11 protein-coding genes are annotated in these 13,761 nt (G+C 72.7%); 3 read left to right on the top strand and 8 right to left on the bottom strand.

The genetic code is table 11. The annotated features are described in order from the left end of the window. Nucleotides 1–89: 89 nt before the first annotated feature. Nucleotides 90–749, bottom strand: coding sequence for an acyltransferase (locus KRR26_RS09850; protein WP_120204288.1), 660 nt, complete (start codon nucleotides 747–749; stop codon nucleotides 90–92). Between the two features lie 44 nt (nucleotides 750–793). Continuing rightward, entirely contained in the window at nucleotides 794–2,533 is a 1,740-nt protein-coding gene (locus tag KRR26_RS09845) for a histone deacetylase family protein (protein WP_217079677.1), read from the bottom strand. 228 nt (nucleotides 2,534–2,761) lie between these two features. On the opposite strand from KRR26_RS09845, the gene KRR26_RS09840 reads away from it, so the two are divergent. Together KRR26_RS09840 and KRR26_RS09835 are read left to right on the top strand one after the other, a co-directional pair. Continuing rightward, complete coding sequence (locus tag KRR26_RS09840) at nucleotides 2,762–3,691, top strand: esterase/lipase family protein (protein WP_217079676.1); 930 nt, start codon at nucleotides 2,762–2,764, stop codon at nucleotides 3,689–3,691. A gap of 82 nt (nucleotides 3,692–3,773) precedes the next feature. Next, entirely contained in the window at nucleotides 3,774–4,829 is a 1,056-nt protein-coding gene (locus KRR26_RS09835; RefSeq protein WP_328707099.1) for a lipase secretion chaperone, read from the top strand. Here KRR26_RS09835 and KRR26_RS09830 read toward each other — a convergent pair. The 6 genes from KRR26_RS09830 to KRR26_RS09805 all read right to left on the bottom strand — a co-directional run bounded on the left by KRR26_RS09830 (nucleotide 4,753) and on the right by KRR26_RS09805 (nucleotide 12,211). Continuing rightward, complete coding sequence (locus KRR26_RS09830) at nucleotides 4,753–5,478, bottom strand: phosphatase PAP2 family protein (protein WP_217079675.1); 726 nt, start codon at nucleotides 5,476–5,478, stop codon at nucleotides 4,753–4,755. The genes KRR26_RS09835 and KRR26_RS09830 overlap by 77 nt on opposite strands. Nucleotides 5,479–5,652: 174 nt before the next feature. Further along, on the bottom strand, nucleotides 5,653–6,393 hold the full coding sequence (locus KRR26_RS09825) for a tetratricopeptide repeat protein (protein ID WP_217079674.1): 741 nt from the start codon (nucleotides 6,391–6,393) through the stop codon (nucleotides 5,653–5,655). Continuing rightward, nucleotides 6,390–8,462, bottom strand: a complete 2,073-nt coding sequence (locus KRR26_RS09820; protein WP_217079673.1) for a serine/threonine-protein kinase — start codon at nucleotides 8,460–8,462, stop codon at nucleotides 6,390–6,392. Before KRR26_RS09820 ends, KRR26_RS09825 begins: the two co-directional genes overlap by 4 nt. A gap of 48 nt (nucleotides 8,463–8,510) precedes the next feature. Continuing rightward, nucleotides 8,511–9,428, bottom strand: a complete 918-nt coding sequence (locus tag KRR26_RS36705) for a hypothetical protein (RefSeq protein WP_236068442.1) — start codon at nucleotides 9,426–9,428, stop codon at nucleotides 8,511–8,513. Nucleotides 9,429–9,521: 93 nt separating this feature from the next. Continuing rightward, on the bottom strand, nucleotides 9,522–10,268 hold the full coding sequence (locus tag KRR26_RS09810) for a hypothetical protein (protein WP_199723718.1): 747 nt from the start codon (nucleotides 10,266–10,268) through the stop codon (nucleotides 9,522–9,524). A gap of 218 nt (nucleotides 10,269–10,486) precedes the next feature. Next, the gene (locus KRR26_RS09805; protein ID WP_217079672.1) at nucleotides 10,487–12,211 is read right to left on the bottom strand and encodes a sigma 54-interacting transcriptional regulator; all 1,725 of its coding nucleotides are present in this window, start codon (nucleotides 12,209–12,211) and stop codon (nucleotides 10,487–10,489) included. Nucleotides 12,212–12,349: 138 nt separating this feature from the next. Between KRR26_RS09805 and KRR26_RS09800 the strand changes: the two genes are divergently transcribed. Beyond that, entirely contained in the window at nucleotides 12,350–13,759 is a 1,410-nt protein-coding gene (locus KRR26_RS09800; protein ID WP_217079671.1) for an NAD-dependent succinate-semialdehyde dehydrogenase, read from the top strand. Nucleotides 13,760–13,761: the final 2 nt, after the last annotated feature.

Genomic DNA, 13,761 nt, shown 5'->3' with positions numbered 1-13,761 from the left:
CCTACACAGGCCGTGTTCCCCGTCCCGAGAAACCTCGCCCGAAGCATAAGTCCCGCGAATGTTGCCAAGTCAATGGATGGGGGGGTGGTTCACTTGCCGTCGGGCGGTTCCCACCCTCCAGGGGCCCCGGAACGGGGCAGGTCGCGCCGGTCTCCCAGCACCCGCGCCGGCACGCCCCCCACGATGGCCCACTCCGGCACATCCCGCGTGACGATGGCGCCCATGCCCACCACCGCGTGGTCTCCCACGGTGACGCCATCCGTGATTCCCGCGTTCGCGCCCACCCAGACGTCCGAGCCGATCACGATGCCGCGCGAGGTGACGGGCTGCTCGCGCACGGGCCGGTCCGGCGCCATGCCGTGGTCGAAGGCGTAGAGCGTCGCCCCGGTGGCGATGCGCGAGCCCGCGCCGATGCGGATGCCCGCCGCGCCGCCATCCAGGCTCGCCCGCGCGTTGATGCTCACGCCGGGGCCCAGCTCCACCGGCCCATGCACGAACGCCTCCGCCGCGATACTGCACCCGGGTGCCAGGCGCACCGTGCGCCCCAGCTCGGCGAAGATGCGCGCCTGGGGCGCGATGAAACACCCCTCGGCGATCTCCACCGTCTCCATCTCGCGCAGGTGGTCCTGCACCTCGCGCTGCCACGCCTCGGCCCACCCGCGGTGGCGCGGCTTGAGGACGAAGTACAGCCAGGGCATCCAGGACAGCCGCTGCTTGTGCTGCTCACGTCGGCGCGCATCGAGGTCCACGCGGCCTGCCTACCATGGCGCTCGCGGCGCGGGACACGCCGCCGTCAGTCCCCGGCCTCCACTGTGAAGTGGCAGCGCTCGCGCTCGGCGGCGATGGTGGCGCTGTCGTCCTGCCCGGGCATGAGCCGGGACACCATGTCGTCCGGCTCCCAGAGGTACGGCTCGCCCAACAGGCGCACCCGCCCCTCCGCCAGCGCCCGCGTGGCCTCCACCAGCGGCAGGGTTCTCAGGTCGCGCTGGAGCGCCTCGAAGCGCCCCTGGCGCGCGGAGTCCAGGAAGCGGAAGCGGGCGCGCGCCACCACGGCCAGGTGGAACCACATGGGGCGGAACGCCACGCCCGCCAACCCCAGCCGCGTCGCCATGGTGAGCAGCATCTCCGTCGCCTCGCGGCCCAGCCCCAGGCCCGGCACCTCCTGGCCGGGGAGCTGGGGACGCAGATCGCTGAAGCGGGCGCGCGGGTGGCGCAGGCTCAGCCAGTTGACGAAGAGGAAGTCCTCGCCGCCCAAGCGCCGGCGCTCCAGCACGCAGTCCGTCAGCAGGTGCTCCTGGCCCGCCGCGTACCCCAGCACCTTGATGCGGTCACCCGCGCCCGTCGCGCTCACGTCAACGCGCAGCCGGCGGTAGCCCAAGCGCTCCACGTGCGACAAGAGGCCATAGCGGAACAGCGCGTACTCCACCGCCTGCGCCGTGTAGTAGCCGAGCACGCGGGGCCGCGTGTCCGTCGCGACGCCGAGCGAGCCCTCCAAATCCTCCAGCGTCAGCGGCTCCTCCATCGGCGTGCTGCCTTCCTGCGTCAGCAGGTGGGCGATGCGCTGGAAGCGCGCGCTCAGCGGGTCATAGCGCGCGGTGATGCGCCGGCTCGCCAGCCCCGACAACACCAGCACCGTCCCGGCGAACACCTTCCACGACTCGGCGTGGTAACCGCCTCCGGGCAGCCACACGCTGGGGCGCCCTCGCAGCGCGGTCGCCAGCGCCACGTCTCGCTTGCGCGCGCCCTCGAGGGTCAGCCCCACCCGGCCGAAGCGATCTCCCGCGAGCACGTCCCCGCCCGCGATGACGAAGGTCAGGTCCGAGCGCGGCATGCGCGACAGCAGCCGCTCCACCAGCGAGACATAGGTCGCGTCGTCACACGGCTCCGGCACCCGGGTCTCGTCCACGCCCACGGGCAGCGCGCCCCAATCACTGCCCGACACCGAGCCCAGCCACACGCGCTCGTGTCCCGCCAGACACGCGGCCGTTCCATCCGGTGGGTGCGCGTCCAGGTCCAGCACCGCCACGCGCCCGTCGAAGCCCTCCGCGCGCAGCTCCGCGAGCGCCACCGCGATGTCATTGACGGCGCAGAAGCCCCCACCCCGGTCCGGGCCCGCGTGGTGGAAGCCGCCCGCCATGTTCACCGCGGGACCTCGGCGCAGCAGCGCCAGCCGCGCGGCGCCCAGCGTGCCGCCACACACCCGGCGCACGTTGTCGAGCAGCGTGTCCACCGGCACCTCGGACGGGTCCGCCGCGTAGATGCGCGCCAGCGTCTCCGCCTGCCCAAGCGACTCCAGGTAGCGCGCCTCGTGCACCCGCGCGAGTTGCCCGTAGGACACCGGCTCCGGATGGTGCACGTCCGCGGCGCGCACCACGCCCGACTCCAGGAGGTACCACGTGGTGAAGTCCACGCCGCGCGGCTCGATGCCCACGGTGGACTCCACCGCGGACAACGGCAGCCGGTAGGCCTCGTCGTAGAAGACAGGCACCCGCTCGCGTCCCACGCCCAGCCGCGCCAGCCAATCCCGAATCATTCAGGCCTCGTCCCCGGCGAGGCTGCCGGACCCGGACGAGACGAACCAGGAGAAACACCGCAAACGGAGGGGAGGGGCACGCGGATGGAGGTCCTGTCCGGAGAAAGCGGAATGGAGGGTTCTTTACAGATTTTCTGGCTGTTCCGTTGATTTCCGAGTCAAACCCAGAGTAACCCATGCGCCCGGCAGGACCGCTCTGCTGGCGGCCTGCACACCCAGGAGGTAGCCATGCACGCCGTTCGCAGCCTCTGTGTCGCTGTCGCCGCGCTGTTGTTCGTCTCCATCCCGGCGCACGCCGCGGATACGTATACGAAGACCCGGTATCCCATCGTGCTCGCGCACGGCATGGCGGGCTTCGATTCGCTCTTCGGAGTGGTGGACTACTTCTACGGCATCAACTCGGGGCTCGCCTCGGGTGGAGCGAGCGTCTACGTGACGCACGTGCCGTCGTTCAACTCGAGCGAGGCGCGCGGCGAGGCGCTGCTGGCGCAGGTGCAGGACATCGTGGCCCGCACGGGCTGCGGCAAGGTGAACCTGGTGGGTCACAGCCACGGCGGCCTGGACGTGCGCTACGTGGCGGCGGTGCGCCCGGACCTGGTGGCGTCCGTGACGACGGTGGGCACGCCGCACAAGGGCGCGGACCTGGCCACGTACCTGCGGGCCAACGTGAAGGGCGGCAGCTTCAGCGAGTCCGTGCTGGCCTACTTCGCCAACAGCCTGGGCACGGTGCTGGGGCTGCTGTCGGGACACACGTCGCCGCAGGACGCGGTGAAGGGCCTGGACGCGCTGACCCAGGCGGGCACCGCGGCGTACAACGCGAAGTTCCCCGCGGGCATCCCGGCCGCTTCCTGCGGACAGGGCGCGGCCACGGGCACCAACGGCCAGCGCTACTACTCGTGGTCCGGCACGTCGGTGCTGACCAACGTGCTGGACGTGGGTGACGGCTCGCTGGGGCTCTCGGCGTTCTTCTACAGCGAGAGCAACGACGGCCTCGTGGGCCGGTGCAGCTCGCACTTCGGCACGGTGCTGCGCGACAACTACGGCATGAACCACCTGGACGAGGTGAACCAGGTGCTCGGGCTCACCAACCTGTTCGAGTCGAGCCCGGTGTCCGTGTTCCGCGCGCACGCCAACCGCCTGAAGGCCGCGGGCCTGTAATCCGCTTCCGCCGTGGGGCGCGGCGCGGGAGCATGCCCGCCGCGCCCGCCTTCTCTTCCGCGCAGCCCGGGGAGCGACCACCGTGAAGCCTCGCGCCATGCTCGTGGGAGGTGCGCTCATCGTCCTCGCGGGCGCCGCCACGCTGCTGCTGCGCACCGCGCCGCCCGCGCAGGTGCGAGAGCCGGTCGAGTCCGCGCCGGGCCCGAGCGGGCTTCCCTCCTCGACCGTGGGGCGCCCCGCGCGTCCGGGGGCTGCCGCTCCGATGGGTGCGGTGACTGGAGCGGGTGAGCCCTTGGCGCCGCCGGTTCCCGGCTCGCTCCAGGACACCACGGAGGACGGGGCGCTGCGCGTGGATGCCTCGGGCCACCTGGTGCTGTCCGCGGACGTGCGGCGGCTGTTCGACTACTACCTCTCCGCCACCGGGGAGGAGTCCCCCGAGTCGCTGCGCGCGCGCATCATCGCGTCGATGCGGGCGAAGCTGCCGGCCAGCGCCCTGGATGAAGCCCTGCGGGTGCTGGACGACTATCTGGCGTATCGGCAGGCCGCGCGCACGCTGGAGGTCCCCGCGGGCAGCGGGCCGGAGGACGTCGCCGGACGCCTGGATGCCGTGCGCCGCTTGCGCCGCGAACACCTGGGCACCGAGGTCGCGGACGCGTTCTTCGCCGAGGACGAGCAGCACGACGCCGTGGCGCTCCAGCGCATGCGACTGGAGAAGGACACGACGCTGTCTTCGGAGGAGCGCGCGCGACGCATCGAGGCCCTGGAGGAGACGCTCCCCGCCGACCTTCGCGCGCTCCGCCAGGAGGCCCTGCATCCCTTGAAGCAACAGGCCGCGGAGCGGGAGTTGGTCGCCGCGGGCGCCAGCGCCGAGGACCTGCATCAGTACCGGCTCTCCACCGAGGGACCGGAGGCCACCGCGCGACTGGAGGCGCTCGACCAGGAGCGCGCGGAGTGGCAGCGCAAGCTCACGGCGTTTCGCGCGAAGCGACAGGCGCTGACGGCGAGCATCGCGGACCCCACCGAGCGGGCCGCCGCGGCGCAGCGGCTCCTGGTGGACTCGTTCAGCCCCGAGGAGCGCGTGCGGGTTCAGGCCCTGGATGCGATGGACGCCGCGCAGGCCCAGCAGCCCACGCCCTGAGCGCCAGCATCCACGCGAATCCAGCCAGCCACCCGCCCAACACGTCCGATGGGTAGTGCACGCCCAGGAACACGCGCGTGACGCCGATGAGCAGGCACAGCCCGAGCGCCACCCCGTGGAGGTAGGCGCGCGGACGCGAGTCCTCGGCGCGAGGCAGCAGGACCCAGGCCAACGTCAGGTACACGATGACGGACATCATCGCGTGGCCGCTCGGGAAGCTGAACGACCTCACCTCCGCGAGGTGCGGCACCACGGAGGGACGGGCTCGCCCCACCGCGAACTTGAACACGGTGTTGAGGCCCCAGCCCAACAACACCCCGCCCCCCAGCCACACCGCATCGCGCCGTCGCCGCGAGCTCCACAGGAAGCCGCACGCGCCCACCGTGACGAGCATCAGGACCGGCGCTCCGCCCAGGGACGTCACATCGCGAGCGGCATCCGCCAGCCCTCGCGGCCCCCGAGGGACCGCCACATCCTCCGGGCGACGCAAGGCCAGGACCGCGCGCTCGTCGAGCGCTTGCGTCGCCCCCAGTGACACCGCGGACGCAATGGCCAGGAAGCCCAGCGCGCAGACGACGACGCCCGCCCATCCCGCGCCGCGCCGCGCTCGCTCCTCGCTGCCACCGGACACACCCTGCCGCCGCTCCATGCGCGCGGACACTGGCGCCCATGAGGTCCGTCTGTCCATCGGAACGGCGCGCGAGGTGTGCGGCGCACGGCGCCCGACACCTGACGCCCGCGCGGCGTGGCGCACGCATGACGCTCGGACACGGAGCACGCGCTCGGCGCCCTGCCCCGCCTGATTCGATTCGAGCTGTGAGGCTCAGGGCGTGGGCGGCGACGGTTCCAGCAACATCCCGTCCACGACACCGTAGGCATAGGCGGCCAGGAAGGCGTATGCCCCCGCGACCCAGGCCACGTTGAGCGCGCGGGCCGTGGATGCCTCCGCCGCGCTGTAGCGACCATCTGGCCCGCGCATCGCCAGCGCCGTGCCCAATGACGCTCCCGACACCGCCAGGCACACGCCCTGCGTCACCGCCAGGGCCGTGCCCGCCGCGGGCCGCCCGTGTCGGAAGTGCCCCACGCCCAACGGCGCCAGATACCACGCGCGCGACGGGGCTGGCATCGCGGCGGGCGTGACGCCCTTCGGGCTCGTGGCGCCATTCGCGGCGCTCGCGACAGGGCGCGACTCGGGGATGAGGCGAGGACGGCGCTCCACCGCGAGGGCCGCGATGCGCTCGGCCTGCGCGGTCCGCACACGCTCGACGAAGGCGATGAAGTCGGGCGGGTACTGGAGTGGATCCAAGCGCACGGGCCCCTCCACGGCCGCCAGTCCGCGCACCACCTCGTTCTCCGCGCGCCTCGGGTCCTCTTGCGCGTGATAGGTGGCGGCCAGGAGCAGATGGGCCTCGGCCTCCAGCGCGTCGCCCTCCAGGCTCAGGGGATAGAGCAGGGCCTCCAATTGCGTGCGCGCCTGCGCGAGGTCTCCGGACTCGTAGGCGGCTCGCGCCAGGTCGAGCACCGACGCGGCCAGGAGCACCGCCACCACGGGCAGCCCCATCATGGCGCCCCCTCCAACACCACCTCGGTGCGCTGCCCCGCCACGCCCTCCACCTCGCGCTGCACCGGGGCCTCTCCCGCACTGCGAGCCGTGATGAGGTGACGGCCGTGTTCGACTCGGAGCGGCGCGGGCAGGGGCGCGGTCCCCACCTCCTCGCCGTCCACGAACACGCGCGCGCCCGGGCGAGCCTTCACGAGCACTTCCGCCTTGCGCACCGGCAGCACCACTTCTCGCGCGACCGTCTCGCCCGCGCCGAGCGTGACCGAGACCTCCACCGCGTCACAGAGCGGATTCACGAACCGGAGATGATGCGTGCCTGGAGGCAACGACAGCTCTCGAACGCGGGGCGTGTAGCCTCGGCTTTGACCTTCCACGAAGACTTCGGCCCAGGGGCGCGTCGTCACTCGCAAGGTGGCTCGGGCGGCCTCGGAGGTCGGCGCTTCGGAGGGTGACGAGCGCTCCGGGGCGGGGTTCGCAGGCGCCGCATCGTGGGCGGTCGCGTGAACCGCGACGCTGCCGCTCGCGGGCTGAACTCCCGCGGGGCCTGAAGCCAGTTGGACAGGCGCGGCTGTTTCAGTCTGCGCTCGCGAGCCCACCACGCTCCCAGCAGCGGGCACGCCGCCGACAGCCACTGTCCCCACGGATGACTTGGACTCAGGGACAGCGCCCCGCCCACTCGGAACACGTTCGGTCGGAGGCGGACCTCGAACATCGCGCGCACCCGTCTGCACGGAGTTCGCGGGTGTCACGGGAGAGGAGCCCGCCGCGGCGAGCGGCCCGGTCCCATTCACGCCGCCACTCGGAGCCGTGGTCCCTGCCGCCCCATCGCCCCCTGGGACTGGCGGAGCGAGCGAACCACGCTTCGACGTGGGGTGACGGGCTGCCTCGGTGGATGCCATGTCGCGTCCGGACGACGCGGGGGCCGAGACATTCAGTGCCGCGTCATGAGCCGACGACGCGACCAGCCACCCGCCCACTCCCGCCACGCACACGCCCGCGCCCAGCGCCACGCCCTTCCACGGCCCCCACGCGCGGCTCGGCCCTCGCCGTCCTCGCAGCAGGGACACCACCTCCGGCGAACCAGGGCGCAGGGCCATCGCCGCGTTGAGCACCCTGGCGGCCTTCGCGCCTTCTCCTCGGTCCAGGAGCGCGCGGCCCTCCACCAACAGGGACGCGAAGCGCGCGGACCGCCACGCCTCGGAGCGCTGGGCCGGCGCCAGGAAGAACGACCGGGACATCTCCGCCGGCGGGCCCACCTGACGGGCGAGGAGCTCCGCCAGCGCCTCCGCCAACGCGTCTCCACCCACCGGGCGCTCGCGCGCATCGCGCGCCAGACACCTCGCCACCAGCTCCACCACGGGCGCGGGCGTCCCCGGCGCGACGTCCGCGAGCGACGGCGCGTCCTTCGTCATCACCGCCGCCACGAGCTGGGCCGTGCCCTGCCCCGCGTGCGGAAGCGTCCCCGCGCACAGCTCGAACAGGATGACGCCCACCGCATACACATCCGAGGCCGGCGAGAACGCGCCCGTGTCGATGCGCTCCGGCGCCATGTACGGCAGCGAGCCGGTAATCCCTCCCGTGCTGGTCAGCCGCTCCTGGTCCGCCAGCGCGGCGATGCCGAAGTCCGCCAGCTTCAGCGGCCCACCGTCCGCCACCAGCACGTTCTCCGGCTTCACATCCCGGTGGACGATGTCCCGCGCGTGCGCTGCCCCCAGCGCCCGTGCCAGCTCCCAGGCCAACACCAGCGCGGCCTCCACCGGGACCGGCGCCAGGGACTCGGCCAGGGCTCGCAGGTGCTGACCCTGCACCCACTCACAGACGAGGTACGGGCCTTGCGCCGCGTCCTCGCCGTAGTCGTGGACCTCCAGGACGTTGGGGTGCTTGAGCGAGGCCACCAGCTCCGCCTCGCGACGGAAGCGCTCCGCTCGCCGCCCGTCCCCGCCAGAATGCATCCGCTTGACGGCCACCGGTCGCGACAGGCGCAGGTCGGTGGCCAGATACACCGTCGCCATGCCGCCCCGGCCCAGCTCACGCTCCAGGCGGTAGCGGCCCGCCAGCACTTCACCCGTCATCGCGGCGCCATTCTCCGGGAGCGCCCCCCGTCAGGCAACCCGGGACGGCTACGGCTTGCAGGCCTTGGTGGTCCCCACCACCTCACAGGCCCCCAGCGCCCCTCCCGGACAGTCCCGGTCCAGCGCGCACCGCTGCCGGCACCGCAAGACGCCCCCCGCCTCCCCAGACGGCAAGCACGCCCCACACCGCGCGCAGTCCAGCGAGCTTTCGCATGTCAGCCCCAGCGTCTCCGGGGCCTCCATGCAGCTCTCCACGCAGACCCCGTCCGCCGCGCACCGGTACCCCGCCGCGCACGTGGACGCATTCGGATTGCAGGTCTGCTCGCACCGCTCCCGCTCGGAGTTGCAGAACACGTTGACCGGGCACGTGAACGTGTCCGTGCAGTGTCCGCCAATGCGCTTCCCGGGCTCGCAGAAGCCGTGCAGGCCGCAGCGCTCATCCAGCGGGCACGTGAAGTCCGTGGTGCAGCTGTCCCCCTGGCCTCCATCGACCTCCGTGCCGCCATCGGTCGCCGGTCCCCCGTCCGGCTTCGTGCCCCCGTCGCTCCCAGTCCCGCCATCCGTCCGGACCGAAGGCAGACACGCGAACAGCGGACCGGTGCGATTGGGCACCTGCCCGCACGCATAGCCCGCGCGCGTGCAATCCGAGCCACATGCGCGCAAGCACTGCCCCAGATCCAGCGCGCACACGCTCCCCTCCGGGCACCCCTGCGCCGCCGAGCAGCGCATCAGGCAATAGCCACCCGGGAATCCCCCGCCACAGTCCATGCCCGCGCCACAGTCCGCATCCACGCCGCACGCGGCGCCCACGCGCGCGTCGCGCACCGCCACGCAGCCCCCCGCCACGCACGCCTCCCCTTCCGAGCAGGGAGCGTCATCGTCGCAGCGGACGCGGATGTCGAGCGGACAGCCCACCGCCAGGAGCAGCGCGGGGGCCAGGACGAGGAGCAGAGCGAGACGAGGCATTGGAGCAGGGACCGACTCTACGCGGGCAGACGAGGAAGGGCAGCCTCGTGACACGAGACCGCCCTCCCCCTCACGCGTCGCGGTGAGCGCGCGTTACATGCACACGCCGGGCATGTTCGGCATGCCCTGCATGCACTGCTTGCTGAGGCACTGGTCGTTGTTCATGCACGGGAAGCCCGTCGAGCCCATGCTGCACATGCCCAGCACCTGATTCGCCGCGAACTTCACGCAGCTCCACTTGGCGGGGCAGTTCGAGTCCGTCTTGCAGACGCCCGGCATGCAGAAGCGGCCCTTCGCGGGGATGAAGCCATCGTTGCACACCGAGCCGGACAGGCCCGTGGGGCACACGCCGTCCGCGGGGCACGCCGGGAAGGTGGCGCAGTAGGGCTTCTTGGAGCCCTCGTCGTCCGGGTCCGTGCAGACGGAGTACTTGTCACACCCGTCGTTGAACGTGTTCGTGTCCACGGTGCACGCGGCGGGGGCCTCGGGCGGCTTCAGGCTGCACAGGCCCTCAAAGCAGAACTGGTTGGACTGGCACTGGCTGTCAGAGGTGCACGTCGGCACCACCTTGTTCTTGCAGTAGGACACGCCGCCCCCATCCGACGTGTCGCAGTACTGGTCCGCCGCGCAGTTGGCGTTGGACTGACAGCCAATGGCGCAAATGCCGTTGAAACAGAACTGGCCGGCGGGGCACGCGTTGGTCGCGCTGCACAGCCCGCCGCCCTGCTGCGAGGGGTTGTCCTTTTCTCCCCCACCACCGCCCTTGCCTCCACCTTCGGAGCTGTCCCCGCAACCCACGACCGCCAACGCCAGGAACAGGCTCACCACCATGTGCTTCATGACCGGACTCTCCTTGAGGAATCGTTCGTGATGCGTCCGGCGCGATGCCGTCGCATACCGGGGCACCCCCTTCGCAACCCGCGTGCCCACCGCCGCTCACGGCTGGGCCGCGTGCGATATCGCGGAGTTACGCGGGCGGACGCGCGCTTCGGGCGCTGGGGCTCGGAGGAAACGTGCCAGGGTTGGCACGCGCGAGCGCGCTCCCTGTGGGCGGCGTGTCAGTCCCCCTCACCCAGGTAGCGGAACAGCGAGCGCAGGCCGATGCCCAGCGCCGCCGCCGCGTCCTTCTTGCTGCCCCCGCTGCGCGCGATGGCCTCGCGCACGTAGCGCTGCACGAAGGCGTCGCGCGCGTCCTCCAGCGGAACCATGGGCGAGCCATCCGCGCCCAGCTCCAGGTCCTCGGGCCCCAACAGCTCCCCCGAGGCGAGCACCGCGGCGCGCCGCACCCGCGAGATGAGCTCGCGCACGTTGCCCGGGAAGGGGTGGCCCCGCAGCGCCTCGGTGGCCTTCTGCGTGAAGCCCCGCGCCTTGCGCCCCTCCTGGCTCAGCACGTGGTGCGCGAGCAGCAACACGTCCTCGCCGCGCTCGCGCAGGGGCGGCACGTCCACGCGGACTTCCTCCAGGCGGAAGAGGAGGTCCGCGCGGAAGGTGCCTCGCTCCACCGCGGCCTTCAGGGGCGCGTGCGTGGCGGACACCACGCGCATGTCCACGGGCCTCGGCTTGTGCTCCCCCAGCCGCGTCACCTCGCGCTCCTGCACCACGCGCAAGAGCCGCGACTGGAGCGCCCATGGCATGTCCCCGATTTCATCCAGGAAGAGCGTGCCGCCATCCGCCGCCTCCACCAGCCCCGCGCGGTCCGCGCCCGCCCCCGAGAAGGCGCCGCGCGCGTGGCCGAACAGCTCGCGCTCGATGAGCGTCTCCGGGAGCGCCGCGCAGTTGACCGCCACCAGCCGCCCGCGCCGCCCGCTGTGCCGATGCAGCGCCCGCGCGACCAACTCCTTGCCCGTGCCCGTCTCGCCCTGGATGAGCACGTGCAGCGACGTGGGCCCCAGCCGCTCCACCTGCCGGTACAGCGCGCGCATGGCGGGGGACTCGCCGATGAGGCCCTCGAAGGTGGCCGCCGCGATGCGCCGGGTGAGGCCCTCCACCTGCGCCCGCAGCTCGGTCAGCTCGCGCGAGGTGGCCAGGAGCAGCGCCGCCAGCGAGGACACCGCGAGCGCCTCCTCCAGCTCCTCGGCCGTGAACGCGGGGGCGCCCACGCACCGCCCCAGGTACACCACGGCCTGAGGCGCGGACTCGGCGCGCAAGGGCAGCACCAGCGCGGACACCAACCGCAGCGCCACCACGCTCGGGGCTCCGGCCAACGCCGCGTCCGCCGCGATGTCCGCCACCCGCACGGGCGCCCCGGACGCCAGCACCCGGTCCACCAGGCTGTCCGCCACGGCGGCCTCCGGCACGGGCCCCGTGGCGCACAGCACGCGGCGCTCGCGCCCCTCGGGGACCACCAGGAACGCGACGTCCGCGCCCACCGCCTCCACCAGCCCGCGCATCACCGCGTCGAGCAACTCCCCCGCCGGACGGCGAGCCAGCAGCAGCGACGCGAACCCCGCCATCACCTCCACGGGCCGAGCGCGCGAGCGGACCGGCGTGCCCTGCGTGACGGGCGCGGCCTCGGCCAGCGCCACGGTCACCGGGCCCACCGTGAAGCTGTCTCCGGCCGCGAGTTGCGCCACGTCCACGCGGCGGCCTCGCACCTTCACCTCGCAGCCCTTGCCCGCGGGCGACACGCTCCAGCCGCGCGCCTCGCGGAACAGCAGCGCGTGACTGGGCTTCACCCCCGCCGCGTCGAGCACCACGTCGCACGCGGCATCGGAGCCCACCGAGAGCACCGACTTGTCCAGAGGGCGACGGCGGCCGTCAGGCAGGATGAGGACCAGGGACATGCCGCCCCACGTATAGAAGATGTGACACCTCTGGGGCGAGGCGTGCGCGCCTGGACTTCCGGCCTCGCGCGGCGTTGTCTCGCCCCGCGAGACTGCTATCACCCGGCTCCCCCCTTTCCCGAGCCCGAGGACGCCCCCATGGCCATCGCCACCATCGACCCGACGACGGGCCAGACGTTGCGCACCTTCGCCCCCCACACGGACGCCGAGGTCGAGCAGCGCCTGCGGCTCGCGGCGGAGACGTTCCCCTCCTACCGGCGCACCTCCGTGGTCGAGCGCGCGAGCTGGCTCCAGCGCGCCGCGGAGCTGCTGGAAGAGAACGCGGACCGCTACGGCCGCATCATGACGCTGGAGATGGGCAAGCCGCTGGAGTCCGCCCGCGCGGAGGCTCGCAAGTGCGCCACCGCCTGTCGCTACTACGTGGCGCGCGGCGAGGCCCTGCTGCGCGACGAGCCCATCGACATGGGGAGCGGACAGGCCTTCATCCACTACCAGCCGCTGGGCGCCGTGCTGGCCGTGATGCCGTGGAACTTCCCCTTCTGGCAGGTGGTGCGCTTCGCCGCGCCCGCGCTCATGGTGGGCAACGTGGCGCTGCTCAAGCACGCGGACAGCGTGCCCCAGTGCGCGCAGGCGCTGGAGGAGCTGTTCCACGAGGCGGGCTTCCCGCGCGGCGCGTTCCAGGTGCTGCGCGTGGAGGTGCCCCAGGTCGCCGGCATCATCGAGGACCCACGCGTGGCGGCCGTCACGCTCACCGGCAGCGAGCGCGCGGGCCGCTCCGTGGGCGGCACCGCGGGCCGAGCCCTCAAGAAGGTCGTGCTGGAGCTGGGCGGAAGCGACCCGTTCATCGTCATGCCGAGCGCGGACCTGGACCGCGCCGTGGAGACCGCCGTCACCGCGCGCCTCATCAACAACGGCCAGTCCTGCATCGCGGCCAAGCGCTTCATCATCGCCGAGTCGATCGCCCCCGAGTTCGAGCGCCGCTTCCTGGAGCGCATGGCCCGCGTGGTGGTGGGTGACCCGACGGATCCAAAGGTGGAGGTGGGGCCGCTGGCCACGCTCTCCATCCTCGAAGGGCTGCGCGCGCAGGTGGACGCGAGCGTGAAGGCCGGCGCGCGGCTGCTGCTCGGCGGCGCGCCGCTGGAGCGCCCCGGATACTTCTACCCGCCCACGGTCCTGGCGGATCCCCCGCCGACGTCGCCCGCGTTCCGCGAGGAGCTGTTCGGCCCGGTGGCCACGCTGCTGCGCGCAAGAGACATCGACCACGCCCTCCAGCTCGCCAACGCGACCCCCTTCGGCCTGGGCGCCAGCGTGTGGACGCGCAACGCGCAGGAGCAGCAGCAGTTCATCGACGGCATTGAAGCGGGCCAGGTGTTCGTCAACGAGATGGTGGCCTCGGATCCCCGCCTGCCCTTCGGCGGCGTCAAGCACTCGGGCCACGGGCGCGAGCTGGCCACGCTGGGGCTGCGCGAGTTCATGAACGCCAAGTCGGTGCGCCTGGGAGGCGGCGGCTCGGCGCGCGGGCCCTCCGCGGGCGCCGCCACCGAGTAGCC

Origin of the sequence: Citreicoccus inhibens (assembly GCF_019039035.1) — a bacterium.
GTDB classification, from domain to species: Bacteria; Myxococcota; Myxococcia; order Myxococcales; family Myxococcaceae; genus Citreicoccus; species Citreicoccus inhibens.
The sequence above is the reverse complement of the archived record's forward strand: the minus strand, read 5'-3'. Positions and strand labels throughout refer to the sequence as shown.